Below are 26976 nucleotides of genomic sequence, written 5' to 3'. Positions count from 1 at the left end.
CAGGCCTCGGGTCCGCCAGAGACTTTGATGAAGCGCCCCACGAATCCCTTTCTTTCCCGCCCCGCCTTCGATCTGGCCGGCGCCCTGCTGGCCGGGCTGCTGAGCCTGGCGGCCACCGCAGCGCCGGTCGGCAACGCCCGGACGCTGAAGGCCGTCACCGGCGGCGATGGCAGCGCCGCGCAATGGGAGCTGCGCACCGACCGTGGCGCCCTGGTCCATATCAGCCTGCCGCGTGCCGATGTGCTGCGGCTTTGGGTCAGCGCCAAGGGCCCGCTGACCGGCGCGGGCGACAAGGCGGCGACCATCGTCGTCGGCCAGCCCGAGCCGCGCCTGGTCTCCAAGCTGGAGGAGCAGGCCGACCATTGGCTGATCACCACCTCGGCCCTGCGGCTGCGAGTCGACAAGCAGCCGCTACGCTTCACGCTGTACCGCGCCAGCGAAAGCGAGCCGCTGTGGCGCGAGCTTGAGCCGCTGGACCTGAGCGACAAGCTGGCCGTGCAAACACTTGCCAGCAGCCCGTCCGAGCGTTTTTATGGCGGCGGCCAGCAAAACGGCCGCTATGAATTCAAGGGCCGCCAGCTCGAGGTCTCGTACTCGGGCGGCTGGGAAGAGGGCGACCGGCCCAGTCCAGCGCCCTTCCTGATGAGCTCGCGCGGTTGGGGCATGCTGCGCAACACCTGGAGCGACGGCAGCTACGACCTGCGCCAGAACGAGCAGATCACCCTCGCGCATCAGGAGGCCCGCTTCGACGCCTACTACTTCGTCGGCGATTCGATCCGCGAGGTGCTGGCCCGCTACACCGAATGGACCGGCCGTGCCCGGCTGCTGCCGCGCTGGGCCCTGGAATACGGCGACGCCGATTGCTACAACGACGGCGACAACGTCAAGAAGCCCGGCACCGTGCCCCAGGGCTGGAGCGATGGCCCGACGGGCAAGACGCCCGACGTGGTCGAGTCGGTGGCGAGGAAGTACCGCGAGCACGACATGCCCGGCGGCTGGATCCTGCCCAACGACGGCTATGGCTGCGGCTACAGCGAGTTGCCCAAGGTCGTCGAAGGCCTCTCAACGCTCGGCTTCAAGACCGGCCTGTGGACCGAGAACGGCGTCGACAAGATCAAGTGGGAAGTCGGCACGGCCGGTACCCGCGCCCAGAAGCTGGACGTGGCCTGGACCGGCAAGGGCTACCAGTTCTCGCTCGATGCCAACAAGGCGGCCTATGACGGCATCCTCGACAACTCCGATGCGCGGCCCTTCATCTGGACCGTGATGGGCTGGGCCGGCACGCAGCGCTATGCCGTGACCTGGACCGGCGACCAGAGCGCCAGCTGGGACTACATCCGCTGGCATGTGCCGACGCTGATCGGCTCGGGCCTGTCGGGCCAGGCCTATGCCTCCGGCGACGTGGACGCAATCTTCGGCGGCAGTCCCGAGACCTACACCCGCGACCTGCAGTGGAAGAGCTTCACGCCGGTGCTGATGGGCATGTCGGGCTGGGCCGCCGCGGCGCGCAAGCATCCCTGGGCCTATGACGAGCCCTATCGCTCGATCAACCGAAACTACCTGAAGCTCAAGCTGCGACTGACGCCCTACATGTACACGCTGGCCCGTGAGGCCGAGGTCAGCGGTGCACCGCTGGTTCGCGGCCTGATGTGGGACAACCCGCAGGATCCGGCGGCCTGGACCGAGGCCCACAAGTACCAGTTCCTGCTGGGCCGCGAACTGCTGGTGGCACCGGTCTACCGCAGCCAGGCGGCGAGCCAGGGCTGGCGCAAGAACATCCACCTGCCGCAGGGCCGTTGGATCGACTACTGGGACGGCCGCCAGGCGAGCAGCCCGGCCGCCGGCCGCGACATCGACCTGCAGGTCACGCTGGACAAGCTGCCGGTCTTCGTCCGTGCCGGTGCCATCCTGCCCCTGTACCCCGAGGTGCTGTTCGACGGCCAGAAGCCCAAGGACCGTTTGACCCTGGACCTCTATCCGGCCGCCAAGTCCGAGTTCACGCTCTACGAGGACGATGGCCTGAGCCGCAAATACCAGCAGGGTGCGTTCAGCGAGCAGCGCATCGCGATGCTGCTGGAAGGGCAGCAGCTGTCGGTGCAGATCGATGCCGTGCGCGGCGAATACGCCGGCCAGGAGGCGCAGCGGGCCTATTCGCTGCGGGTGCTAAGCCGCAGCGAGCCTTCGTCGGTCACGGCCGCGGGTCAGGTCTTGCCCAAGCTGGCCGGAGCGGCGGCCTTCGAGGCGGCCGAGCAGGGCTGGTACTTCGACGCCGCCGAGCGCCGCGGCACGGTCCATGTGAAGCTGGCCAGGCGCGACATCCGCCAGCCGCTGGCCATCCGCCTGCAAGGCATCCAGGCCGCGCCGGCCCAGGACGACGACTTCCCGTCGGCGCCGCAGCTGGGCCCGGAGATTCCGGCCGATGCCATCGTGGTCGTGGCCCGTCCGGCCGAGGAAAAGGGCCAGCCGCTGGAGAACGCCTTCGACGGCAAGCGCGAGACCTGGTTCCGCACCTCGCGCAACCAGCTGGTCAAGGCCGGCCCGCATGAATGGGTGCTGGGCTTTGCCGAGCGCCGCCTGATCGCGGGTCTCGCGCTGGCACCGCGCAGCGATGCGCATTGGCAGCATGGCCAGATCCGCGACTACGAGGTCTACCTCGCCGACAACATGGGCGAATGGGGCCAGCCGGTGCTGCGCGGCCGTCTCAAGCTGCAGCAGGGCGAGCAGCGCATCGAGCTGCCCAAGCCCCAGGCCGGCCGCCTGCTGCGCTTCCGCGTGCTGAGCACCCACAACCCCGAGGGCGAGGACGCAGGCGCGGTCGATCCCATGGTCACGGCGGCCCAGGGCAATGCCGTGCCGGCCAAGGCCTTCGATGCGACCCAGCCCAGTGACGTGGCGCCGATCACGCTGTCGGAATTCCGCGTGCTGGAGCACCGGCCGGCCCAGCGCCCCGAGCAGCAGCGCTTCCTGTCCGCGCTGCCCAAGCTGCCCGCCGGCGTGGCGCGCGACAAGCCGCAAGGCGCGGCCAAGGAGATGCGAATGAACGGCCTGCTGTTCCGCAAGGGCTTGGGCATGGGTGGCAGCGGCCGTGTCGACCTGAAGCTCGCAGGCGACTGGCAGCTGCTGCGCGCCGACCTGGGCGTGGACGACAGCTGCAAGGCCGCCGGCGGCCTGCAGTTCCAGATCTGGAGCGGCCCGCGGCTGCTCTACGACAGCGGCCTGGTGCAGGCACCCGCCGTGGTCAAACCAGAAATCGATGTGCGGGGGCTGAGCCAGCTCAGCCTGCGCACGCTTGGAGCGCGTGGATCCAAGCCAGCTGCCGTCTGCGGCAACTGGGCCAACGCGGTCCTGATCGGGATGGAGGGCGACGCCGCCACTGTCCAGCACTGAGCCCCAGACCCTCGTTCAAACAAGTCAGCCATTGAAGGCCTGCCCGCCGGCAGGTCGGGGCGGAGCCTTGCCGCCCGGACCCCAACCCTAGACATCACTGGAGTAGAGAAACCATGCAGAGCAAGAAGAACCTGCCCGCCCACCTCAGCGTCACGGCCGGCGCCGTTGCCCTGGCCCTGGGCCTGATGGCCGCCGCGCCGGTGGCCGTCGCGCAGTCCAACACCACGACGACGATCTACGGCGAGGTCAAGCTCGCCGCAGGTGCCACGGTCGTGCTCCAGAACCTGGACACCGGCGTGCAGCGCACGCTGACGCCCGATGCCGCCGGCCGCTTCCAGGCCAATTCCATGCCGCCGGGCCGCTACCAGCTGCGCCTGATGCGCAATGGCAAGGTCGAGGCGACGCAGGAGGTCGAGGCCCTGGTGGGCAATGGCGTGGAGGCCAACTTCGGCGTCACCAACACCTTGGATACGGTGACCGTCAGTGGCGCCGCCAAGCGCATCGACGTCTCCAACACCAACAACGGCGTGGTCTTCACCGCCAAGGAACTGAAGGCGCTGCCGGTGGCGGCCGACGTGGCGGCCGTGATCCAGCTGACTCCCGGCGTCGTGCGTGGCACCAACGGCCAGTACGGCAACGCGCCCAGCATCGCCGGCTCGGGCCAGTCCGAAAACTCCTTCTACGTGAACGGCTTCCCGATCACCAACATCCTCACCCAGGTCGGGGCTTCCGAGCTGCCCTTTGGCGCCATCGGCAATATGCAGGTGCTCTCCGGCGGCTATGGCGCCGAATTCGGTCGCAGCACCGGCGGCGTGGTCAACATCACCACCAAGAGCGGCGGCAACAAGTTCGAGGTCGGCGGCAAGCTGAGCTGGATCCCGGGTTCGCTCAAGGGCAAGCAATACGACACCTACTACCCCAACACCGGCGAGCATCCGCCCACCGACGGCAAGCTGCAGTACTGGAACCAGGGCAACGAGAGCAGCAGCAAGGTCGTGGGCCTGTATGCAGGCGGCCCGGTGATTCCCAACAAGCTGTTCGCCTTCGTGGCGCTGGAGCAGACCCGCAGCGAGTCCGAGTCCATCGCCATGCCCACCAGCCTGGGCGTCAGCTCGCCCACCGGCTGGAGCAAGAGCGACAGCAAGGTCGATCGTTACCTGGCCAAGCTGGACTACAACCTTACCGACGACCATCACTTCGAGCTGACCAAGCTCTACGACAAGACCACGTCGCGCAGCCAGGCCTTCGGCTTCAACTACTCGACGCTGACGCACGACAACACCCCCGGCAACGGCAGGCAGACCTATGTCAATTGCTGCGGTTCCGGCTCGGCGCCGGGCGCCGACATCTCGATCTTCAAGTACACCGGCTACCTGAGCGATGACCTGACGGTCACGGCCGTCTACGGCGATTCGCGCACCAAGCATTCGCGCACGCCGGAGGGCTACAACGCCAGCCTGGCGCAGACCTCGTCGGCCGTCAGCGCCCGGGTGCCCGGGCTGAGCTATGCACAGCCGCAGACCGTGACCGGCAGCCTGGTGGACCCGGAGTCGGGCGACCGCCAGAAGGGACTGCGCCTGGACATCGAGTACAAGCTGGGCCAGCACTCGCTGCGCGGCGGCATCGACCGCCTGAACGTGAACTCGGTGGTCGGAAACTCGCTGGCCGGTGGCTATCGCTGGACCTACCGCAAGGCCACCGATCCGAACCGCGCTATCACCGGCGCGTTCGAGACGCCGTTCCAGGGCGGTGGCTACGGCACGCAGGGCTATTACGTCAGCAAGGACATCGACACCAACCTGGCGCGCCCGAGCGGTGTGCAGGCGGCCCAGTACATCCAGGACCACTGGCAGCTGAGTGACCGCGTGCTGCTGGACCTGGGCCTGCGCCGCGAGCAGTTCACCAACTACACCAGCAACGGCGATGCCTTCATCTCCCAGCGCAACATGATCGCGCCGCGCCTGGGCGCGACCTGGGACTTCGCCGGCGACGGCTCGCTGAAGCTGTTCGCCAACGCCGGCCGCTACCACCTGCCGGTGCCTTCCAACCTGTCCAGCAACATGGCCGCGCCGTTGACGCGCACCGGCGAGCTGTTCACCTACACCGGCGTCGACGCGAACGGTGCACCGACCGGCCTGCATGCGATCAGCAAACCCTACTCGGCCAACAACGCCTACGGCCAGTCGCGCAATGCGCTTGAAGTCACGGCCATCGACCTGAAGCCGCTGTCGCAGGACGAGTTCTCGCTGGGACTGGAGAAGGCGCTGAACAAGAGCCTGGTGGTCGGTGCGAGCTTCCTGTACCGCCGCCTGAACGACACCAACGACGACACCTGCGACCAGCGCCCGATCGACGCCTGGGCCGAAAAGAACCATGTGGACGCCAGCCACTGGGGCGGCTTCCAGTGCGCGATCATGAACCCGGGTCGCGACAACAACCTGTGGATCGACTTCCTCGACGGCAAGGGCCTGCGCCGCGTCGACATCAGCGCCGCCGAATGGGGCACGCCCAAGCCGGCGCGCAAGTACGCGGCGCTCAACCTGTTTGCGGAGCATCCGTTCCGTGACGGCTGGTACGGCAAGCTGACCTACACGCTGTCCACCCTCAAGGGCAACATGGAAGGCCAGACCGACACCCTCGGCGGCGGCGACGTGGCCCTGACCGTCAGCGACGACCACAAGGAGCTGATGTACAACGCCTACGGCTATCTGCCGAGCGACCATCGCCACGCGATCAAGGCCTATGGCTTCGTGCAGATCACGCCGGAAGTGACCGTCGGCGCGAACGTCTCGCTGATCTCCGGCGGCCCGCGCAACTGCCTGGGCGAGCTGCCCGATGCCCTGCATGACGGCACTGCCGGCAGCTACGGCGGCGCCTACTTCTACTGCAACGGCAAGCCCTCGCCGCGCGGCAGCCTGGGCCGCCTGCCCTGGACGGCGCAGCTGGACATGAACCTCGCCTACATGCCGGCCGCCGTGAAGGGCCTGAGCCTGAAAGCCGACGTGTTCAACCTGCTGAACCGCCGTTCGGTCACTCGCTACAACGAGAACCGTGAAGACGGCGGCGCGGTCACCGAGACCTATCTGCAGGTGGCCGGCCGCACGGGCCCACGCTCGGTGCGCCTGACGGCTGAATACAACTACGCGTTCTGAGGCCGCAGCAAGCGAAGGAGTCTCTATGAACAAGCACACGACAAGGTCTCGTGGGGGCGAGCGTGCGCGGCCGGTGGCCGCCGCGTTCGCCAGCCTGGCGCTGCTGTCCGCCTGCGGTGGCGGTGGCGGCGGTGGCGCCGGAGCGGCAACACCCACGACGCCTACCCCGCCTACGACGCCCACCGATCCGACGCAGGCACGGCCGCAGACCAAGGACTGTCCCAATGCCGCCGTGATCACCGCGATCACGCCTAGTGCCGGTTTGGCGCGCATGGGATCGGTGTTCTCGAAGACGCTCTACGACCCCGGTCCGACTGACGTCAACAACACGCATGAGCCGCAAAAGCTGCAGGTGCGCGTCACGCTGGACGGCAAGGCGCAGGCTGGCTGCAACGTGGCCTGGCAGCCGCGCTCCGGCGACGCCAGCGGCTGGGTGTTCCCGGACGGCACGGTCAGCGACGCCAATGGCTATGTCTCGGCCTGGTGGACCGCCGGCACGGCGACCTCACAGGCGCTGGACGTCAGCATCCAGGGCGTGGACGGCACGGTGAAGTCGGTCGCCATCAGCGGCACCGCGTCCGGCCACACCACGCGTGCCAACTCCATCCACCTGAGCTGGAGCACGCCGGCCTGGGACAAGTTCAGCGCCGAGGTCACGCCCATCACCTGGGAGCCGACGACCTACTACGAGGTCATCGGCATCAATGGCGGCTACACCGGCATCCAGAGCCACCAGCGCCTGTTCTCGCTGTGGGATGTGAACGGTGTCAGCCCCGAGGTGATCGACCCGGGCATCAGCAAATGCTCGAACTTTGGCGGTGAGGGCACGGGCATCAAATGCGAGTCAGCCTTTGTGCCCAAGACCAATGTGGCCTACCGCTTCGAGATGGAAGTGGCGGCGGCGCCGAACAACAAGCAGGACTACACGGTCTTCTTCACCGACCCGACCGACGGCCTGCGCCAGAAGCTGGCCACGATGCGCCTGCCAAGGCCGCAGACCAACTCGGGTGCCTACGGCTTCGTCGAGGACTGGAGCACCGAGGCCGGCAGCTGCCTGGCCAACAAGCCGCGCGCTGCCTACTTCGGCAATGTGAAGTACCTGGACAAGGCCAGCGGCGCCTGGGTCGACGTCAAGACCGCCAAGGGCACGGCGGTCTACACGCCGACGCACAACGAGGTCTGTGCCAACTACCAGCACATCGTCGAGAACGGCAAGTTCCGGCTCAGCACCGGCGGCATGGCCGTGGGCCGGCCGCTGAACCTGCCCGGCGATACCAAGCAAACGCCGATGTCGCTCTGACAACGGCCACCCACCCCAACAGGAGACAGCAGATGAAGACCAAGCAATTGACCGGCCTGCTCATCGCGGCGGGCCTGGCCAGCTGGGCCCAGGCCCAGACCGCCGCGCCCGCCACGCCCGAGGAGGACAAGTCCAAGCTCGAGCGTGTGGAGGTGACCGGCTCCAGCCTCAAGCGCATCAACACCGAGACCGCCTCGCCGCTGCAGGTCATCGATGCCAAGCAGATCGAGAACATGGGCGCCCGCACGCTGCTGCAGGTGCTGGACAACCTGCCCGCGGCCCGCCCGGGCCAGCAGGACTTCCGCTCGATGTTCACCGGCTCCGACGGCGCCTCGCAGGCCAATCTGCGCGGCCTGGGCGCGCAAGGCACCCTGGTGCTGCTGAACGGCCGCCGCCTGTCGTACTACGGCGCGCCGGCCGGCTTCCAGACCATGTTCGTCAACATCGACGCGATCCCGGCGGCGGCGATCGAGCGCATGGAAATCCTGACCGACGGCGCCTCGGCGGTCTATGGTTCCGACGCCGTGGCCGGCGTGATCAACGTGATCACCAAGAAGGGCTACCAGGGCCTGGAAGGCCGCATCAGCACCGACTGGGCTTCGCAGGTGAAGTCCTATGGCGAGCACCAGGGCAGCCTGCTCTACGGTCGCGGCGACCTGGCCCAGGACGGCTACAGCCTCTACGGCTCGCTGAACCTCTACAAGCGCGATCCGATCGCGCTGTCAGACACCTACCTGAAGCGGCCGGACCAGTTCTACGTCAACAACCCCAGCTACATCACCAACTTCCGCATCGGCAGCGGCAGCGAGCCGGGCGTGTTCAATCCGGGCACGCTGTTCGTGTTCGACAAGAACGCCAACAACGCCCGCACCCAGCGCGCGGTCAAGGGCTGCCCCACCTCGCTGACCGAGGCTTCGGGCACGCGTTGCATCTGGAACACGCTGCCCTACCAGCTCGACACCGGCCCCAGTTCGGACCGCGCCACGGCCTACGTCAACGGCCGCGTGGACCTGGGCAACACGCTGGAAGGCTTTGCCGAGGTGGCCTACACGCACATCAAGATGCACGGCGACAACGGCCCGCGCACCTTCAACAGCGGCGGTGGCACCACGAACTGGTACTCGCGCAATACCGGCACCACGCTGAACACCTTCAGCTATCCCTACCTGGGCCCCAACAACGTCTACCTGAAGGGCCGGCTCGATGCCGACATGGCGGCCAAGATGGGCGGAGCCGCCGGCCTGAACTACCTGCTGCAGGACGCCAACGACCACTTCGGCCAGACCAATACCGACAACAACTACCGTGCCCTGGCCGGCCTGCGCGGCAATCTGTGGGGCGACTGGGATTTCGAGACCGCGCTGAGCGTGGCCGGCAGTCACTCGGTGCTGTACCAGACGGTCAACGTCAACCTCAAGGGCTTCGAGAAGGCCTTCGGCCCGTTCACCAAGGACCCGGTCACCGGCCGCACGTACATCTCGGACAACCCGGCCTACCAGTTCGGCGTGATCAGCGAGGCCAATGCCGCGCTGCTGCGCGAGGCCTATCCGACCTTCGACATCCAGTCCTGGACCAAGCTGATCACCTGGGACGGCAAGGTCGAAGGCACGCTGGCCAAGCTGCCGGGTGGCGAGGTGCGCGCCGCCTTCGGTGCCAACCTGATGCGCGAGAGCTTCTTCACGCCGGGCAATACCGATGCCGCCAACGGCCTGATCACCCAGCAGGGCGGCTCCTGGTTCGACGGCAAGCGCACAGTGGGTGCGCTGTTCAGCGAAGTCATCGTGCCTTTCAGCAAGAGCCTGGAGCTGAACGCTGCGGCCCGCCTGGACAAGTACCCGGGCTTTGCCGCCAACCTGGCGCCCAAGATCGGCCTCAAGTGGCGCGTCAGCCCCGAGGTGCTGCTGCGCGGCACCTATTCCGAGGGCTTCCGTGCGCCCAGCCTGGCCGAGGCCGGCGAGGGCGGCGTCTATGCCCAGGTGGGTGGCGTGGGCGACACGGTGCGATGCAACGAGACCAATGCCATTGCCAAGCTGCTGATGAAGTCGGTCAGCAGCACCGACGTGGACCTGGGCAAGGCGCTCTTGAACTCCAACTGCAGCGGCACGGTCGGCGGCCTCACGCCGCCGAACAAGAACCTGCAGCCCGAGAAGGCCAAGATCTCCACGCTGGGCATCGTGCTGCAGCCCTGGAAGGACTTCAGCCTGTCCTTCGACTATTGGTTCGTCTACCGCCGCAATGAAATCCTGCGCCAGGACTTCAACGAGCTGTTCCAGAAGCTGGTCGAGGCCTATGGCCCGGCCCTGGCCGGCACCAATCAGGCGACCCGTGGGCCCATCACCGACGCAGACCGCGCCAACATGGCGGCCGCCACCGCCATGTGCGCCAACCCTGCCAATGCAGCAGCCTGCGCCGGCGGCGTTCCCAAGTATTCGGTGGGCAACCTGGCCGGCCTGACCAACAGCTACTTCAACCGCGGCCGCACCTTGCTGGACGGCTTCGACATCGACGCCCGTTCCAAGCATTCGCTGGGCGAGTACGGCAAGCTGGCCCTGGGCGCGACCGTGTCGATCCGGGCGCGGGAGGTCTACAACAGCGACGACGGCTACGGCTTCTCCAGCAACTATGTGGGCTACTACGGCTCGCCCAAATTGCGCGGCACTTTCGACGCCGCCTGGACCTACCAGAACCTGGTGACCAGCCTGTTCGTCAACTACACCGGCAAGACCAAGTGGGGCTACGGCGACTGGGACACCGACAACACGCCCGAGAATTGCCAGGCGGCCTATGTGGCGCTACCGGCCAACCTGTGCAAGGGAGCGCCGGCACACTACACGGTCAACCTGGGCTTCAACTGGAAGCCGATCAAGGACCTGAACCTCGGCCTGAACATCAAGAACCTGCTGAACAAGAAGCCCTACTACGATCCGAACGGCTGGGAAGGCTATGACCATGGCCTCAACCTGTTCGGTCGCTCGTACTCGGTCTCGGCCAGCTACAAGTTCTGGTAAGCCGCGGCCATCGAATAGAAGAAGGAAGCAAGAGACTCCATGCAACGCAGAGACTTTCTTTCCACCCTGGGCGCGGCGGGCGCCCTTTCCATGGGTGCCTCGGCCCGCGCCGCCGGGCGCGAACGCGTTCGCATCGCTCTGATAGGGACCGGCATGCGCGGCCAGGTGCTGCTCAAGGAGCTGCTGCGCCGCGACGACGTCGAGGTGGCGGCCCTGTGCGACATCGAGCCCATCATGCTGAACCGGGCGCTGGCCATGGCCGATAAGGCCGGCAAGCCCCGGCCCCGCAGCTGCGGCGACGACAAGGACCCACAGGCCTGGCGCAAGCTGCTGGACGCGTCCAGGATCGACGGCGTCATCATCGCCACGCCCTGGGAATGGCATGCCGAGATGGCGATTGCGGCGATGCAGGCCAAGGTGGCCGTGGGCTGCGAGGTGGTGGCCGGCGTGACGCTGCAGGACCACTGGGAGGTGCTCAACACCCAGCTCAAGACCGGCACGCCCTACATGCTGCTGGAGAACGTCTGCTACCGCCGCGACGTGATGGCCGTGCTGCAGATGGTGCGGGCCGGCCTGTTCGGCGAGATCGTCCATCTGCAGGGTGGCTACCAGCACGACCTGCGCGCGGTGAAGTTCAACTCGGGCGACCCGGGCAAGCCTTATGGCGGCGGCGTGGAGTTCGGTGCCAAGGGCTGGAGCGAGGCCCGCTGGCGCACCGAGCATTCGGTCAAACGCAATGGCGAGCTCTATCCGAGCCATGGCATAGGTCCCTGCGCGATGGTTGCCAACATCCATCGCGGCAACCGCTTCACCCACATCAACGCCTTCGCCACCAAGGCGCGCGGCCTGCACGATTACGTGGAGGCGCAGGGCGGCAAGCAGCATCCGAATGCCGGCGTGAAGTTCGCGCTGGGCGACATCGTCACCACCACGCTGGCCTGCGAGAACGGCGAGACCATCATCCTGCAGCACGACACCTCGCTGCCGCGGCCCTATTCGCTGGGCTTCCGGGTGCAGGGCACCAAGGGCTTGTGGATGGACGTCAACCGCTCCATCCATGTCGAGGGCATCAGCCCGTCCCACCAGTGGGAGCCGTTCGACAAGTACGGCGACAAGTTCGACCACCCGCTGTGGAAGAAGTACGCGGCCACGGCGGCAGGTGCCGGCCACGGGGGCATGGACTTCTTTGTGGTCCATGCCTTCATCGAAGCGCTGAAGGCCTCGGCGCCCATGCCCATCGACATCTACGACGCCGTGGCCTGGAGCGCGATCACGCCGCTGTCCGAGCAGTCCATCGCCAGCGGCTTCAAGACGCTGGAGTTCCCGGACTTCACCGGCGGCCAGTGGAAGACGCGCAAGCCGATCTTTGCTTTCGACGACCGCTACTGAAGCAGTGCCAAGCGGCCGGATTGCCGGCCTCCGTTAGGCTGCATGCCATTCGTAGTGCAAGCGGTCGTGCCAGACGCCGTCCAGCTGGAAGCTGCGGCGCGAATGGCCGAACTGGACGAAGCCGTTCTTCAGCAGCACTCGCTGCGAACCGACATTGGCGACGCGGGCGTTGGCCTCCAGCCTCAGCAGGCCCAGCTCACCAAAGGCCTTGGCCAGCATCAGCCGCACGGCTTCGCTGGCGAAGCCCTGGCCCTGCTCGGCCTCGGCCAGCCTGTAGCCCAGTTCGGCCGAATGGAAATGCTTGCGCCGTACCGCGATCAGGTTGATGCGACCGATCAACCGGCCGTCCGAGGCGTGTCGGATCAGGTATTGGTAGCCACGGTCCTCGGACGCCTCGCGCTCCGCCAGGGCCAGCGCAGCGGCGATGCCGTCGGGTGAGTAGAACGAGGCAGGCCGGGAGTTGACCATGGACTCGAAGAACGCGCGGTTCAAGGTCTCGAAGGCCAGCAGTTCTTCGGCATCGCGCAGACCGGCGGGGTCGAGGCGGAGCAGGGACATGGTTTGCACCCCAGGCTTGAAAACGAGAAAGCCCGCTGTCTTTGGAGGACAGCGGGCTTCTGATTTTGGTGGCGCTTCAGGGATTCGAACCCCGGACCTGCGGATTATGATTCCGTCGCTCTAACCGGCTGAGCTAAAGCGCCTAAGAGCCCGCGATTCTAGCGGACTTTTGAAGGACAATGCAAGTCCTTTGGCGGCAGCCCTGAAAAAAGCGTTTTCTCGATGTTCAGTTTCTTCAAGAAGAAGTTCGGCGGCAGTGCTTCGGCGAGTGAGACAACACCTGTCCCTTCCCAGCAGGCACCGGCCCCGGCGGTCGCAGCCGCCGAGTTGCAGTCCAACGCCGAGCCGGTGATCACGCCCATCGAGCCGCCGCGCAAGACCTGGCTCGACAAGCTGCGCCAGGGTCTGCGCAAGACCGGGTCCAGCATCGCCCAGGTCTTCATCGGCACCCAGATCGACGATGCGCTGTATGAAGAACTCGAGGCGGCCCTGCTGATGGCCGATGCCGGCGTCAAGGCCACGCAGTTCCTGCTGGACGACCTGAAGCGCCGCGTCAAGGAAGCCAAGGCCACCGAGCCTGCCGCCGTGCGCGGCCTGCTGATCGATGCACTCGCCGAGCTGCTGCAACCGCTGCAGAAGCCGCTGGCCATCGGCGCGACCCAGCCCACGGTGATGATGGTGGTCGGCGTGAATGGCGCTGGCAAGACCACCAGCATCGGCAAGCTGACCCGACATCTGGCAGCGGCCGATGCCAAGGTGCTGCTGGCGGCGGCCGACACCTTCCGCGCGGCGGCACGCGAGCAGCTGTCAGTCTGGGCGGATCGCGCCCAGGTCGAGATCGTCAGCCAGGAGGGAGGCGATCCTTCGGCGGTGACCTTCGACGCCGTCGTTGCCGGCAAGGCCCGCGGCTGCGACGTCGTCATCGCCGACACGGCGGGCCGCCTGCCGACCCAGCTCCACCTGATGGAGGAGCTCAAGAAGATCAAGCGCGTCATCGCCAAGGCCGAGGCCTCGGCGCCGCACGAGGTGCTGCTCGTGGTGGATGGCAATACTGGCCAGAACGCGCTGAACCAGGTCAAGGCCTTCGACGATGCGCTGGGCCTGACCGGCCTGATCATCACCAAGCTAGATGGCACGGCCAAGGGCGGTGTGCTGGCCGCCATCGCACGCGAACGTGCGATCCCGGTCTACTTCATCGGCGTTGGTGAGAAGCTGGAAGACCTGCAGACCTTTGATGCGCGGGAGTTCGCGCAGGCGCTGCTGGAATAGGCCGGGGCTTACTTCATGCCGGGCGGCATCATCCCGCCCATGCCCTTCATGCCGCCGAGCTTCTTCATCATCTTGAAGAGGCCGCCGCCGCTCATCTTCTTCATCATGGCCTGCATCTGGTCGTACTGAGTCAGCAGGCGGTTGACGTCCTGGATCTGCACGCCGGCGCCTTGCGCGATGCGGCGCTTGCGGCTGGCCTTGGTCTTGCCGTCCAGCAGCAGTGTCGGATGGGCGCGCTCCTTGGCGGTCATCGCGTTGAGGATGCCTTCCATGCGACGCATGTCGCGCTCGGCCTTGTCCATGTCGGCCTGACCGGCCTTGGCCGCCATCTGCGTGGGCAGCTTGTCCATCAGGCTGGAGAGGCCGCCCATCTTCTTCATCGACGCGATCTGCGAGAGGAAATCGTTCAGGTCGAAGCCGCTGCCTGACTTGAGCTTGCCGGCCAGCTTCTCGGCCGCGGCCATGTCCACGCCCTTGGTCACTTCCTCGACCAGGGCCACGATATCGCCCATGCCCAGTACGCGGCCGGCGTGGCGCTCGCCGTCGAACACTTCGAGCCCATCGATCTTCTCGGACACGCCGGCGAACTTGATGGGGGCGCCGGTGATCTGGCGCACCGACAGCGCCGCGCCGCCGCGCGAGTCGCCATCCAGCTTGGTCAGCACGATGCCGGTCAGCGGCAGTGCTTCCCTGAAGGCCTTGGCCGTGTTGATCGCGTCCTGGCCCTGCATGGCATCGACGACGAACAGGGTCTCGACCGGATTCAGCGTCGCGTGCAGGTCGCGGATTTCGGCCATCAGCGCTTCGTCGATGGCCAGGCGGCCGGCCGTGTCGACCAGCAGCACGTCGAAGTAGTGGCGTTTGGCGTAGTCGATGGCAGCCAGGGCGATGTCGTGCGGCTTCTGATCCGGGGTCGACGCGAACCATTCGGCGCCAGCCTGCTTGGTCACCGTCTTGAGCTGCTCGATGGCAGCCGGGCGGTAGACGTCGGCCGAGACGGTCAGCACCTTCTTCTTGCGCTTCTCTATCAGGTGCTTGGCCAGCTTGGCGGTGGTCGTGGTCTTGCCGGCGCCCTGCAGGCCGGCCATCAGGATCACGGCCGGCGGCTGGGCGGCGAGGTTGATGTCGGCTACACCTTCGCCCATCGTCGCGGCGAGTTCCTTGTGGACCACAGAGACCAGCACCTGGCCCGGATTCAGCGAACCCACCACCTCCTGGCCCAGCGCCTTTTCCTTGACGCGGGCGACGAAGTCCCGCACCACAGGCAGGGCCACGTCGGCCTCGAGCAGGGCCATGCGCACCTCGCGCAGCATGTCCTGCACATTGGATTCGGTGATGCGGGCCTGGCCACGCATCGTCTTCACGAGCTGGCTCAGGCGGTCGGTCAGGGTGGAGGCCATCGGGGGTTAGCGCCACCCGGACGGGCGGCCGCTGATAAGTACACTGTGGCGATGATTTTATCGTCCGCCTCTCCCGCCACTCTGGCCCTGGCCGCAAGCAGCCTGGTCGCCGTGCTGGCCTACGGGGTGGCGGCCTGGGTCGACGAGGCGCGCGCCGACCGTTTGCGCATGGCACTTCCCATAGGCTGGGTCGCGCAGGCGATGGCCTTGCTGCTGGACATCTCCGGCCTGGGAGGCGTAGTCACCGGGGCTCGGTTTGGTTTCGCGCCGGCGCTGTCCATGACCTGCTGGTTGGTGCTGGCGGTCTATCTGGTCGAGAGCCGCTTCCTGCCCTTGCCAGGCGCCCGCCGTGTGCTGGCGCTGTTGGCTGCGGCGGCTTGTGTGCTGGCCTTGGTCTTTCCCGGTGAAAGCCGCCCGACCGCGGTTTCGCCCTGGGCACCGTTGCATTGGGTGCTGGGCCTGGCCTCCTATGGCTTGTTCGGCGTGGCGGTCCTGCATGCGGCGATGTGGAACCGCGCTGAACGTCAGCTGCGAGACAAGAAGGCCGCAGCCATGGTGAACAGCGGCGCCGGCATGCCGCTGCTGCGTCTGGAGCGCCTGACCTTCCAGTTCGTGGCCGCCGGAGTTGCCGTGCTGTCGCTGGCCATCCTGCTGGGGTGGTGGTTCACGCCGCATTGGCGCTGGGACCACAAGACCCTGCTGTCCGTGCTCGGCTGGCTGGTGCTGACCGGCCTGTTGACCGGCCGCCAAGTGCTGGGCTGGCGCGGCCGTCGCGCGACACGCTGGCTGTATTTCGGTGCAGCCCTGTTGCTCCTGGCCTATGCCGGATCGCGTTTCGTGCTCGAGGTGCTGCTGCAGCGCTCGGCGGGCGGCTGATCAAGAAGGCAGCGAAGTTCTTCAATCCGACGATGTTCAAGTTCCTGCTCCTGCTCGCCCTGGTGGCCCTGGTGTTCTGGAAGCTGGGCGCCAAGCGGCGCGCCGGCCCGGTACAGCCTCCAGCGCCGCCACCCCAGCCGGCCAGCCCCAAGAACATGGTGTCCTGCGCCCAATGCGGCCTGCACCTGCCCGAGGCGGAAGCGATGCCGGGGCGCGGGGGGGTGTTCTGCAGCGCGGCCCATCGTGCGGCCTACGAGGCTGCCCATGGCGGCGAATAACGCCCGGGTCGGCGACCTGCCGGGCGCGGGCGAAGATTCGCGCCCCTCATGGTTCGGGCCGGGCCTGGGCGACAGCGAAGCCGGCGCGCTGGATGAAGCCCTGCCACGCAGCAGCACGGTAGGGGAGGATGCCCAGTTCTTCGTTCAGCAGCCGCGGCGCTTGGTCAATGCCGGTGGCAGCGCCTTCCTGAGGCTTTACCGCGCCTTCCTGGGCGCGCGCATGGCACTTGGCCTGGCCTTGGTCGCCACGCTGTTGCTGGCCACCGCGATTGGTGCCACGGCGCCGCGCTGGGCCTTGCTGGTCTGCAGCTTCTATGCCTTTGAGGCCACGGCGCTTTGGCTGTTGCCACGGGTACAGCGCAGTGCCTCGGCCCAGACGCTGTCACGGCTGAACAGCCCGCAATGGCTGGCCAGCATTGGTTTCGACCTGCTGCTGTTCGGCCTGCTGCATGCCACGGACCATCAGGCCAGCGTCAACTACGGCGCCCTGTTCGTGATGCCAGTGCTGATGGCCGGCGTGTTGACGCCTCGACTGCTTACCCTGGCGACCGCGGCCATCGCCGCCCTGCTGATGCTGGGCACGGCCGGCTGGAATTATGTATTTGGCCTCGAGCCCGACCTGCGGCTGACCCAGGCCGGCATGACCGGCATAGGCCTGTTCGTGATCGGCCTGCTGGCCAGCGAGCTTGCGAGCCGCCTGGCGCGCGAGGAGCGTGCTGCGCGCGGCAGCCTGGAACTGGCGCGTCAGCAGGCCCAGCTCAGCCGCCTGGTGATAGACGAGATGCAGGAGGGCGTGCTGGTGGTGGACCGGCGCGGCCGCGTCCGTGCCGCCAATCCATCGGCTCGGGCCTTGTTGGGAGAGCGGCAGCCGGCACGCACGGCGCCATTTCAATTGCGTGGTGTAGGAGCCTGGGACGGTCTGGTGCGCTCGGTGGAGCAGGCCTTCCTTGAAGGCAGCTGGCCGGAGGAGGGGCGCGACATCGTGCTGCGCTTCGGACCTGAATCGCAGCGCGGGCTGCGGCTGCGCATGCGCTTCACGCGCTCGCGCGAGAGCCAGGCCGGCGAAGATCTTTGCGTTCTCTTCATCGAGGACCACCGCACCGTCCTGGCGCGCAGCCGCCAGGAGAAACTCGCGGCCATGGGCCGGGTGTCGGCCGGCATCGCCCATGAGATCCGCAATCCGCTGGCCGCCATCGCACAGGCCAATGCACTGATGGCCGAAGACGCGGACGATGCCCAGCAACGCAAGCTGACCAGCATGGTGGCGGCCAATGTGGACCGCCTGAAGCGAATCGTCGATGACGTGATGGAGCTCGCGCCCGGAAGGCCACCGCAGGCCGTGCCGCTGGACCTTGCCAGGTTGCTGCCCGACATCTGTGCTGACTGGGCTCGCACCAATGGCCTGGGCCACGAGGTCGGCGGCCTGCTGAGACTGGAATTGCCGTCCAGCAGCTGCTGGGCGCAGTTCGAGCCGGAGCATCTTCGGCGCGTGGTCATCAATCTGCTGGACAACGGCTTGCGCCATGCGCCGCGACAGGCTGCGGCGCTGCGGGTGAGCCTGCGGTCCGGCAACGATGGTGCGGTCGTGTTGTCGGTCTTCAATCTCGGCGCACCCATCGCGCCCGAGGTCGAGCGCCACCTGTTCGAGCCCTTCTTCTCGACCCGCAGCCGGGGCAGCGGACTGGGCTTGTATATTTGCCGCGAGCTCTGCGAGCGCTATGGCGCCCGCATCGACTACCGCCGCCACGATGGCGACGCGAAGTCGGCGGGCAATGAATTCCTGCTGAGCCTGAATCGCAGCATCAGCGCTTCCACTGCAGTCACCGCATGAGTGCCCAACAAAGCCTGCTGGTCATCGATGACGAACCCGACCTGCTGACGCTCTATGAGCTGACCTTGCTGCGCGAGGGCTATGAACTCGAGACGGCCGGCACGGTGGAGGCCGCCCTGGAACGACTGCAGGCACGTCGCTTCAGCGCCGTGATCACCGACATGAAGCTGCCCGATGGCAGTGGCCTCGACGTGCTGAACTGGCTGGAACGCCAGGCTCGTGACGAGAAGACCCTGGTGATCACGGCCTTCGGCTCGCCGGAGAACGCGGTCGAGGCGCTGAAGGCCGGGGCCTATGACTATCTGACCAAGCCGGTGGACCTGCGCCAGTTCCGCATGGTCGTGGCTGCGGCGCTGGGCCGTGGTCCCAGGGCCGAGGCGCCCAGTCCGGTGCGCGGTTCGAGCAAGCCCGCGACGCCAGTGGTCGATATCCCGACCGAGCCTGCGGCTGGCGAGGAAAGTGCTGCGCTGAAGTCGGCGTTGCAGCGGCTGGCCGGCGAGTCTTCGGCGATGCGCCAGGTACGGGCGCTGATAGGCAAGGTCGCGCGCAGCATGGCGCCGGTGCTGCTCCAAGGCGAATCGGGTACCGGCAAGGAGTTGGTGTCCAGGGCGATCCACGATGCCGGAGCCCGCGCCGTGGGCCCCTTCGTCGCGGTGAACTGCGGCGCCATCCCGGAGCAATTGCTTGAGGCCGAGTTTTTCGGCTACCGCAAGGGCGCTTTCACAGGCGCCAACGAGGACCGGGACGGTTTTTTCAAGGCCGCGCATGGCGGCACGCTGTTCCTCGACGAGATCGGCGACCTGCCGCTGGCCATGCAGAGCAAGCTGCTTCGCGCCATCCAGGAGCGCTCGGTGCGCCCGATAGGAGCGGTCAGCGAAGCGCCGGTCAATGTGCGCATCGTCAGCGCCACCCACAAGGACCTGGGTGCCGAGGTGGCCGCGGGGCGCTTCCGCCAGGACTTGTTCTACCGGCTCAATGTGATCCAGATCCGCGTGCCGCCGCTGCGCGAACGCATCGAGGACCTGGGGGCGATCAGCGAACGGGTACTGGAGCGCATCGCCCGCGACGCCGGCGTCTCACCACCGCCGCGCCTGACCGGCGAGGCTCTGGGCCAGCTGGCGCGCTATGCCTTCCCCGGCAATGTGCGAGAGCTCGAGAACCTGCTGCATCGCGCGCTGGCCCTGTCGGGCGGCGAGACCATCGATGCCGAGGACCTGGACTTGCCGGACGCCGCGCTGGACGACTCGCAGTTCGCCACGCTTGACGATCCGCTGGCCAGCCTGCCGCCAACCCAGCCTGCCCCGCTGGAGGTGGTCCAGCTGCCGCAAGACCTGGCCCTGTTCCTGGACGAGGTCGAGCGCGACATCCTGGTGCGTGCCCTGGAACGGCATCGCTACAACCGCACGGCGGCTGGTGCCGCGCTGGGCCTGTCGCTACGGCAGATCCGCTACCGCATGGCGCGGCTGGGCATCACGGTGGGCGAGGGCGGCGGCGACAGCTGAAGCCCAAGGGTTTGCGAGGGCCCCAGGCTATCCCTAGTGGTGGCTTGCCACTTGTTACAGCGTGAGCACTCGACAGACATCCGGGGAGCACTGTCCCAGCCCCAGGCGCAGGCCGGACCCGCGAAAGCAAAGCACCGATTGACGCGGCTTTGCACGCCATTTCGCGCTGCAAGCCAGCATTGGCGCGGGCTGCAGCGCGCAGGTGCCGAACAGCACGCGCATGGCTCGCGATCAAGCCAGGCAAGACCTGGCGCAATGACCGCCAAACGGACTCTCGGCTAGCGATTTCATACCCCTAGGTCAACGGGGTTCGCACGCTATTGGTAGTGCTTGAAGGGTCATCTACCCCCAGATATAGTGTCCTTTCGTGCTATCCTGCTGACTCGGTTCCAGACCGCAATGCCCGTCTCAAAAGCTGTTCCCGGAGACATTCCAGACCACGCTGCGCCCGCAGCGAGCGGATCCTGGGGCCAGGCATCGGCCGGTGATCCGCTGTTCATCCTTGACGGCAGATTGCAGGAACCCTGGGGCTCTTGCCCGCGTCTCGTGCGCGGCGCAGGGAGCGGCCCCGAACCAAGACCCAGATGAAGCCACGGCTGCAGCCGCAGTGCCGCCGCGGCTTTGCCATTCCGATTCGAACCAGAAGCAAGACAAGGAATTCGACCGATATGCATACCAACCTCGCCCAGCCCGCCGTCGCCGAAGGCGCCAGCCGCATGGTCGGCATCGACAGCGCCGCGGCACCGCAGTCGACGTACGCCGCGTACCAGATCATCCGCCGCAACGGCGCGGTGGTCTCGTTCGAGCCAAGCAAGATCGCCGTGGCCCTGATGAAGGCCTTCCTGGCGGTGCACGGCACCAGCGGTGCTGCTTCGGCCAGCGTGCGCGAGACGGTGGATGCACTGACCGAGAGCGTGGTGCGCGCGCTGCTGCGTTCGCGTCCCAGCGGCGGCACCTTCCATATTGAAGATGTGCAGGACCATGTCGAACTGGGCCTGATGCGCGGCGGCCACCATGAAGTGGCCCGCGCCTATGTGCTGTACCGCGAGCGCCGTTCGCAGGAGCGCCTGCGCCAGGGCGAGACGGTGGCTGCCAAGCAAGTCCAGCCCGAGCTGTTCGTCGTCGATGGTGGCCAGCGCGTGCCGCTGGACCTGGCCAAGCTCTCGGCCCTGATCAGCTCGTCTTGCGAAGGCCTGGGTGCCGACGTCAAGGCCGAGCCCATCCTCGCCGAGACCCAGCGCAACCTGTACGACGGCGTGCCCATCGACGAGGTCTACAAGGCCGCCATCCTGGCCGCCCGTACCCTGATCGAGAAGGACCCCAGCTACAGCCAGGCCACGGCGCGTCTGCTGATGCACACGGTCCGCAAGGAAATCCTGGGCGAGGAAGTGACGCAGGCCGAGATGCATTCGCGCTATGCCGAGTACTTCCCGCAATTCATCAAGAAGGGCATCCAGGCCGAATTGCTGGACGAGAAGCTGGCCCAGTACGACCTGGCCAAGCTGGGCGGCGCGCTGAAGGCCGACCGCGACTTCCAGTTCGACTACCTGGGCCTGCAGACCCTGTTCGATCGCTACTTCCTGCACGTCGAGGGTCGTCGCATCGAGATGCCCCAGGCCTTCTTCATGCGCGTGGCCATGGGCCTGGCGCTGAACGAGATCGACCGCGAAGCCCGCGCCATCGAGTTCTATGAAGTGCTGTCGAGCTTCGACTTCATGTCGAGCACGCCGACGCTGTTCAACTCCGGCACCCGCCGCTCGCAGCTGTCGAGCTGCTATCTGACGACGGTGGCTGACGACCTGGACGGCATCTACGAGGCACTGAAGGAAAACGCGCTGCTGTCCAAGTTCGCCGGCGGCCTGGGCAACGACTGGACCCCGGTGCGCGCGCTGGGCTCGCACATCAAGGGCACGAACGGCAAGTCGCAAGGCGTGGTGCCGTTCCTGAAGGTGGTGAACGACACGGCCGTGGCCGTGAACCAGGGCGGCAAGCGCAAGGGCGCCGTCTGCGCCTATCTGGAGTCCTGGCACCTGGACATCGAAGAGTTCCTGGAACTGCGCAAAAACACCGGCGACGACCGCCGCCGCACCCACGACATGAACACGGCGAACTGGATTCCCGACCTGTTCATGCGCCGCGTGATGGACGGTGGCGACTGGACGCTTTTCTCGCCGTCCACCTGCCCGGACTTGCACGACCTGTTCGGCAAGGAATTCGAAGCCGCCTACACCGCCTATGAAGCCAAGGCCGACCGTGGCGAGCTGAAGCTGTTCAAGCGCATGCCGGCCAAGGACCTGTGGCGCAAGATGCTCTCGATGCTGTTCGAGACCGGCCATCCCTGGATCACCTTCAAGGACGCCTGCAATGTGCGTTCGCCGCAGCAGCACGTGGGCGTGGTGCACTCGTCGAATCTGTGCACCGAGATCACGCTGAACACCAATGACAGCGAAATCGCGGTCTGCAATCTGGGCTCGGTCAACCTGAAGCAGCATCTGAAGGATGGCGGCATCGACCATGCCAAGCTGAAGAAGACGGTGGCGACGGCGATGCGCATGCTCGACAACGTCATCGACATCAACTACTACGCCGTCAAGAAGGCCCGCGATTCCAACCTGCGTCACCGTCCGGTCGGCCTGGGCATCATGGGCTTCCAGGACGCGCTGTACGCGCTGCGCACGCCCTATGCCTCGCAAGAGGCGGTGGAGTTCGCCGACCGTTCGATGGAAGCCGTCTGCTACTACGCCTACTGGGCTTCGACCGAGCTGGCGCAAGAGCGTGGTCGCTATTCCAGCTATCGCGGCTCGCTGTGGGACCGCGGCATCCTGCCGATCGATTCGCTGGACCTGCTGGCCGAAGCCCGCGGTGGCTACGTCGAGGTGGACCGCAGCCAGACCATGGACTGGAACTCGCTGCGCGGCCGCATCGCCGAGCACGGCATGCGCAACAGCAACTGCGTCGCCATCGCTCCGACCGCGACCATCTCCAACATCATCGGCGTGGATGCCTCGATCGAGCCTTGCTTCGGCAATCTCTCGGTCAAGTCCAACCTGTCGGGCGAGTTCACCGTCATCAACGAAGCCCTGGTCCGCGACTTGAAGAAGCTGGGCCTGTGGGACGACGTGATGGTGATGGACCTGAAGCACTTCGATGGTTCGCTGCGTCGCATCGACCGCGTGCCTGAAGAGCTGAAGAACCTGTACGCCACGGCCTTCGAGGTCGAGACCGAGTGGCTGGTGGAAGCCGCAGCGCGTCGCCAGAAGTGGATCGACCAGGCGCAGAGCCTGAACATCTACATGGCCGGCGCTTCGGGCAAGAAGCTGGACGAGACCTACAAGCTCGCCTGGTTGCGCGGCCTGAAGACGACCTACTACCTGCGCACCATCAGCGCCTCTTCGATCGAGAAGAGCACGGTCACGAAGTCGGGTCAGCTCAACTCGGTGTCGAGCTCAAGCGGCGCAATCCATGCGGCTCCGGCTGCTGTCGAGACGGCCTCTGTTGCGCAAGACGCCACACCTGCAACCGATATCAAGTTCTGCTCGATTGATAACCCGGACTGCGAGGCTTGCCAGTAAATCGGTGAGATGAAACGTGGCCGCAAGGGCGGCCACGTTTTTCCCTCATCGCGAGAGAACCCAGTGTTCATCGATGCAAAACGGCGACGGCCCTTTTTGTGGATGCATCGATGAACGCTTGATTCGAAGCGCGGCGCGAGGCGCGAGCTGCATCAGAAGTCGATGCACTCGAGCAACAGCGAAGCGGAATTGATGTCAAGAAGTCCTTGGTGTTTGAACACAACACTCTGATAATTCGCCTCGATAGGAAGCCCACCATGCTTGATTGGGAAGAAGAACTGAAGCCCGCTCCAAGAGTCACTCCGAATGTCGCACCGAGCCTTGCTCAGGTCGCGAGCGCCTCAGTCTCCCCCTCGCATTCCGCCCCCGCTGTTTCGGCTCCCGTCGCTCACACCGAGCGCCGCGTGAAGGCCGCTGACAAGCGCATCATCAACGGCGCCACTGACGTCAACCAGCTGGTGCCGTTCAAGTACAAGTGGGCCTGGGAAAAATACCTCGCCACCTGCGCCAACCACTGGATGCCGCAGGAAGTGAACATGTCGCGCGACATCGCGCTCTGGAAGGACCCGAACGGTCTGACCGAAGATGAGCGCCGCATCATCAAGCGCAACCTCGGCTTCTTCGTCACCGCCGATTCGCTGGCCGCCAACAACATCGTGCTGGGCACCTACCGGCACATTACCGCGCCCGAATGCCGCCAGTTCCTGCTGCGCCAGGCCTTCGAGGAAGCGATTCACACCCACGCCTACCAATACATCGTCGAGTCGCTCGGCCTGGACGAGAGCGAGATCTTCAACGCCTACAACGAGGTGAAGTCGATCCGCGACAAGGACGAGTTCTTGATCCCGTTCATCGACGCGATCATGAATCCGGACTTCAAGACCGGCACGTTGGAGAACGACCAGACGCTGCTGAAGTCGCTGATCGTTTTCGCCTGCCTGATGGAAGGCCTGTTCTTCTACGTGGGCTTCACCCAGATCCTGGCCATGGGTCGCCAGAACAAGATGACCGGCGCTGCCGAGCAGTACCAGTACATCCTGCGCGACGAGTCCATGCACTGCAATTTCGGCATCGACCTGATCAACCAGATCAAGCTCGAGAACCCGCAGCTCTGGAACGCCCAGTTCAAGGCTGAGATCAAGGCCCTGTTCCTGAAGGCCGTCGAGCTCGAGTACCGCTATGCCGAGGACACCATGCCGCGCGGCGTGCTGGGCCTCAATGCTTCCATGTTCAAGGGCTATCTGCGCTTCATCGCCAACCGTCGTGCGGTGCAGATCGGCCTTGAGGAGCTCTTCCCGAACGAGGAAAACCCGTTCCCGTGGATGAGCGAAATGATCGACCTGAAGAAGGAACGTAATTTCTTCGAGACGCGCGTCATCGAATACCAATCCGGTGGCGCACTGTCCTGGGATTGAGTTGAAGCGAGGCCAGTGCCCTTGCATCGCTCATTCCGAATGAATTCTTGAGATTGGCGATTCGCCCCAGACTCCGGCCACCTAGATAGAAGCCGGGGCAAGGCGGGACGCAAACCAATTCACCGCACCGGGGCGCTCCTCCTGGGCGACCTTCGGGTGGTGGATGACTGTTCGAGCACCGACGTCGTCGGCAGCGGGCAGTGTTTCTTACCTTGATCAAGGAGAACTGTGATGGCAACTGCAAAGAAGGCACCGGCCAAGAAGGCCGCTCCCGCCAAGAAGGCCGCTCCGGCCAAGAAGCCCGCGGCCAAGAAGGCTGCTCCGGCAAAGAAGGCCGCTCCGGCCAAGAAGGCTGCTCCGGCTAAGAAGCCCGCTGCCAAGAAGGCTGCTCCGGCCAAGAAGGCTGCAGCTCCCAAGAAGGCTGCTCCGGCCAAGAAGCCCGCTGCCAAGAAGGCTGCACCGGCCAAGAAGGCTGCTGCTCCTAAGAAGGCTGCTCCGGCCAAGAAGCCCGCTGCCAAGAAGGCTGCACCGGCCAAGAAGGCTGCTGCTCCCAAGAAGGCCGCCGCTGCCAAGAAGCCTGCTGCCAAGAAGGCCGCTGCTCCTAAGAAGCCTGCTGCCAAGAAGGCCGCTGCTCCTAAGAAGGCTGCTGCCAAGCCTGCCGCTGCGAAGCCTGCCGCTGCTAAGCCTGCTGCGAAGCCCGCTGCCAAGAAGGCTGCCCCGGCCGCCAAGCCTGCCGCTGCTGCGCCCGCTCCTGCTGCCAAGACGGCACTGAGCCCGCAAGCCGCATGGCCGTTCCCGACGGGCAACAAGCCCTGAATGGAGCGCCGCTAGGCGCTTGTGAAACCCGGCCTCGGCCGGGTTTTTTTATGGGCGCTTGGATCTGTGGCGATGGCGGGCCGGCATGGCGCCGACCTCCCGCTCACGATCAGGGGTAGAAGATCTCGACCGTGTAGCCACTGACCCGCTGGCTGCTGCCGAACACCAGCTGCAGCGGTTGTTCACCGCGGGCCGCGATGCGGTCGGCCTTCAGATTGAAATCTGCCGGCGAGATCATGCGCCGCGCCACCAACTGGCCGCCGGCGTCGGTGAGATTCAGCTCGACCCAGGGCAGGGCCAGCTCGCTGTCCGACTTGTTGCGCAGGCTCAGGCCCAGCTTGTAGTGATTGCCGGAGCCGGCCTGCGTGAGCGAGCTCTGCTCGACCGACAGCGATTCGATGTGGCGCCAGGGCTGGATCTTGCACCCCAGGCTTTCGCAGGCCGTGCGCAGCGTGGGCGCCAGGGCTGGATATTGGCTGGCCAGCATGTCGCGGAACTGCCAGGTGAACTGGGCTGCGAGCAGGCCCAGCATCAGCAGGCAACCGAGCCCGAGCGAGATCCGCACGCCCGGTCGCTGCCAGCGCTCCTGGGCCTGGGCCTTGCGCAGGAATTCCGGCGTTGGCGCCGCGGCAGCCGTTGCCGTGGTGGCAGGCGAGGTCGTGACCGCAGGTTCGGCGGCGATCTCATTCAGCCGAGGATCCAGCACCACGTCCGGCCTGGGATCGATGGCGATCACCGGCGCATCCATCGACGGCTCGGGATCATCGGCGAACACCGGGTCCGCATCGAAATGCGGTTCTCGCGGACCTGCCGTCATGGGCTCAGGTGCAGGCGCAGTCACAGGCGCTGCAGGAGGCGGCGCTTCCGGCTCTTCGACGGGCTCTTCGTAGTGCGAATCGTCCTCGGTCCAAGCGGGCTGAGGTGGTGGTGCCGGCGGTGGTGCCTCAGGCTCGAGGGCCTCGGACTCGCGCCGGGTTGCAGCCGGTGCGGCGGCCGGCGTGGCCGGCCAGGGGGGCGGCGGCTCGCGGTCCATGTCGAACAGCTGCTCGCGGGCGTCGAAGACCTCGGCGCAGCGGCCGCAGCGAACCCAGCCGTCGGAGACACGCAGCTGGTCCTGCACCACGCGGAAGATGGTGCCGCAGGCAGTGCAACGGGTGGCAAGGTTCATCGGGATCGAATCATGCCATGGGGTTGGCAAGACCAGACCCCAGGGCGACCCTCAA

At 66.2% G+C, this 26976-nt stretch carries 16 protein-coding genes and 1 tRNA gene; 13 read left to right on the top strand and 4 right to left on the bottom strand.

Annotated elements, in window-relative coordinates; translation table 11 throughout:
* The first annotated feature begins 27 nt into the window (after positions 1–27).
* The 5 genes from QT382_RS16455 (at position 28) to QT382_RS16435 (ending at position 12236) form a co-directional block, all read left to right on the top strand.
* Complete coding sequence (locus QT382_RS16455) at positions 28–3387, top strand: TIM-barrel domain-containing protein (RefSeq protein WP_289255172.1); 3360 nt, start codon at positions 28–30, stop codon at positions 3385–3387.
* Between the two features lie 113 nt (positions 3388–3500).
* Positions 3501–6539, top strand: a complete 3039-nt coding sequence (locus QT382_RS16450) for a TonB-dependent receptor (RefSeq protein ID WP_289255171.1) — start codon at positions 3501–3503, stop codon at positions 6537–6539.
* Positions 6540–6564: 25 nt separating this feature from the next.
* Positions 6565–7839: a DUF3472 domain-containing protein gene (locus QT382_RS16445; protein WP_289255170.1), complete on the top strand. Its 1275-nt coding sequence runs from the start codon at positions 6565–6567 to the stop codon at positions 7837–7839.
* A 32-nt stretch (positions 7840–7871) separates the two neighbouring features.
* Positions 7872–10847 (top strand): TonB-dependent receptor domain-containing protein, encoded by a 2976-nt coding sequence (locus tag QT382_RS16440; RefSeq protein ID WP_289255169.1) that lies wholly within the window; start codon positions 7872–7874, stop codon positions 10845–10847.
* Between the two features lie 39 nt (positions 10848–10886).
* Positions 10887–12236, top strand: coding sequence for a Gfo/Idh/MocA family protein (locus QT382_RS16435; protein WP_289255168.1), 1350 nt, complete (start codon positions 10887–10889; stop codon positions 12234–12236).
* A gap of 33 nt (positions 12237–12269) precedes the next feature.
* Here the strand turns inward: QT382_RS16435 and QT382_RS16430 are convergent, their stop codons facing one another.
* Both QT382_RS16430 and QT382_RS16425 read right to left on the bottom strand, forming a co-directional pair.
* Positions 12270–12794, bottom strand: a complete 525-nt coding sequence (locus tag QT382_RS16430; RefSeq protein WP_289255167.1) for a GNAT family N-acetyltransferase — start codon at positions 12792–12794, stop codon at positions 12270–12272.
* Between the two features lie 66 nt (positions 12795–12860).
* A tRNA-Met gene (locus tag QT382_RS16425) sits at positions 12861–12937 on the bottom strand.
* Between the two features lie 79 nt (positions 12938–13016).
* On the opposite strand from QT382_RS16425, the gene ftsY reads away from it, so the two are divergent.
* Complete coding sequence (ftsY, locus tag QT382_RS16420) at positions 13017–14063, top strand: signal recognition particle-docking protein FtsY (protein ID WP_289255166.1); 1047 nt, start codon at positions 13017–13019, stop codon at positions 14061–14063.
* A gap of 8 nt (positions 14064–14071) precedes the next feature.
* Here the strand turns inward: ftsY and ffh are convergent, their stop codons facing one another.
* A complete protein-coding gene (ffh, locus tag QT382_RS16415; protein WP_289255165.1) occupies positions 14072–15463 on the bottom strand; it encodes a signal recognition particle protein in 1392 nt (463 codons plus the stop codon).
* A gap of 51 nt (positions 15464–15514) precedes the next feature.
* Between ffh and QT382_RS16410 the strand changes: the two genes are divergently transcribed.
* The 7 genes from QT382_RS16410 (at position 15515) to QT382_RS16380 (ending at position 25753) form a co-directional block, all read left to right on the top strand.
* Positions 15515–16339, top strand: a complete 825-nt coding sequence (locus QT382_RS16410) for a cytochrome C assembly family protein (protein WP_289255164.1) — start codon at positions 15515–15517, stop codon at positions 16337–16339.
* 32 nt (positions 16340–16371) lie between these two features.
* Positions 16372–16617 (top strand): PP0621 family protein, encoded by a 246-nt coding sequence (locus QT382_RS16405; protein WP_289255163.1) that lies wholly within the window; start codon positions 16372–16374, stop codon positions 16615–16617.
* Positions 16604–18448: a sensor histidine kinase gene (locus QT382_RS16400; protein ID WP_289255162.1), complete on the top strand. Its 1845-nt coding sequence runs from the start codon at positions 16604–16606 to the stop codon at positions 18446–18448. Before QT382_RS16405 ends, QT382_RS16400 begins: the two co-directional genes overlap by 14 nt.
* Entirely contained in the window at positions 18445–19950 is a 1506-nt protein-coding gene (locus tag QT382_RS16395; protein ID WP_289255161.1) for a sigma-54-dependent transcriptional regulator, read from the top strand. Before QT382_RS16400 ends, QT382_RS16395 begins: the two co-directional genes overlap by 4 nt.
* A gap of 716 nt (positions 19951–20666) precedes the next feature.
* The gene (locus QT382_RS16390; protein WP_289255480.1) at positions 20667–23522 is read left to right on the top strand and encodes a ribonucleoside-diphosphate reductase subunit alpha; all 2856 of its coding nucleotides are present in this window, start codon (positions 20667–20669) and stop codon (positions 23520–23522) included.
* A gap of 257 nt (positions 23523–23779) precedes the next feature.
* Positions 23780–24937, top strand: a complete 1158-nt coding sequence (locus QT382_RS16385) for a ribonucleotide-diphosphate reductase subunit beta (protein ID WP_289255160.1) — start codon at positions 23780–23782, stop codon at positions 24935–24937.
* A gap of 231 nt (positions 24938–25168) precedes the next feature.
* Positions 25169–25753 (top strand): histone, encoded by a 585-nt coding sequence (locus QT382_RS16380; protein WP_289255159.1) that lies wholly within the window; start codon positions 25169–25171, stop codon positions 25751–25753.
* A gap of 109 nt (positions 25754–25862) precedes the next feature.
* On the opposite strand, the gene QT382_RS16375 is transcribed toward QT382_RS16380, so the two are convergent.
* Positions 25863–26921, bottom strand: a complete 1059-nt coding sequence (locus QT382_RS16375; RefSeq protein ID WP_289255158.1) for a zinc-ribbon and DUF3426 domain-containing protein — start codon at positions 26919–26921, stop codon at positions 25863–25865.
* Positions 26922–26976: the final 55 nt, after the last annotated feature.

This window comes from Pelomonas sp. SE-A7 (assembly GCF_030345705.1).
Lineage (GTDB): Bacteria > Pseudomonadota > Gammaproteobacteria > Burkholderiales > Burkholderiaceae_C > JAUASW01.
Note: the sequence above shows the minus strand (reverse complement) of the source record. Positions and strands in the feature narration are given on the sequence as shown.

What these genes read in the sequence shown, in the direction of transcription:
- QT382_RS16455 (WP_289255172.1), top strand. Translation starts at nt 28, where the DNA reads ATGAAGCGCCCCACGAATCCCTTTCTTTCCCGCCCCGCCTTCGATCTG.
- QT382_RS16450 (WP_289255171.1), top strand. Translation starts at nt 3,501, where the DNA reads ATGCAGAGCAAGAAGAACCTGCCCGCCCACCTCAGCGTCACGGCCGGC.
- QT382_RS16445 (WP_289255170.1), top strand. Translation starts at nt 6,565, where the DNA reads ATGAACAAGCACACGACAAGGTCTCGTGGGGGCGAGCGTGCGCGGCCG.
- QT382_RS16440 (WP_289255169.1), top strand. Translation starts at nt 7,872, where the DNA reads ATGAAGACCAAGCAATTGACCGGCCTGCTCATCGCGGCGGGCCTGGCC.
- QT382_RS16435 (WP_289255168.1), top strand. Translation starts at nt 10,887, where the DNA reads ATGCAACGCAGAGACTTTCTTTCCACCCTGGGCGCGGCGGGCGCCCTT.
- QT382_RS16430 (WP_289255167.1), bottom strand. Translation starts at nt 12,794, where the DNA reads ATGTCCCTGCTCCGCCTCGACCCCGCCGGTCTGCGCGATGCCGAAGAA.
- ftsY (WP_289255166.1), top strand. Translation starts at nt 13,017, where the DNA reads ATGTTCAGTTTCTTCAAGAAGAAGTTCGGCGGCAGTGCTTCGGCGAGT.
- ffh (WP_289255165.1), bottom strand. Translation starts at nt 15,463, where the DNA reads ATGGCCTCCACCCTGACCGACCGCCTGAGCCAGCTCGTGAAGACGATG.
- QT382_RS16410 (WP_289255164.1), top strand. Translation starts at nt 15,515, where the DNA reads ATGATTTTATCGTCCGCCTCTCCCGCCACTCTGGCCCTGGCCGCAAGC.
- QT382_RS16405 (WP_289255163.1), top strand. Translation starts at nt 16,372, where the DNA reads ATGTTCAAGTTCCTGCTCCTGCTCGCCCTGGTGGCCCTGGTGTTCTGG.
- QT382_RS16400 (WP_289255162.1), top strand. Translation starts at nt 16,604, where the DNA reads ATGGCGGCGAATAACGCCCGGGTCGGCGACCTGCCGGGCGCGGGCGAA.
- QT382_RS16395 (WP_289255161.1), top strand. Translation starts at nt 18,445, where the DNA reads ATGAGTGCCCAACAAAGCCTGCTGGTCATCGATGACGAACCCGACCTG.
- QT382_RS16390 (WP_289255480.1), top strand. Translation starts at nt 20,667, where the DNA reads ATGGTCGGCATCGACAGCGCCGCGGCACCGCAGTCGACGTACGCCGCG.
- QT382_RS16385 (WP_289255160.1), top strand. Translation starts at nt 23,780, where the DNA reads ATGCTTGATTGGGAAGAAGAACTGAAGCCCGCTCCAAGAGTCACTCCG.
- QT382_RS16380 (WP_289255159.1), top strand. Translation starts at nt 25,169, where the DNA reads ATGGCAACTGCAAAGAAGGCACCGGCCAAGAAGGCCGCTCCCGCCAAG.
- QT382_RS16375 (WP_289255158.1), bottom strand. Translation starts at nt 26,921, where the DNA reads ATGAACCTTGCCACCCGTTGCACTGCCTGCGGCACCATCTTCCGCGTG.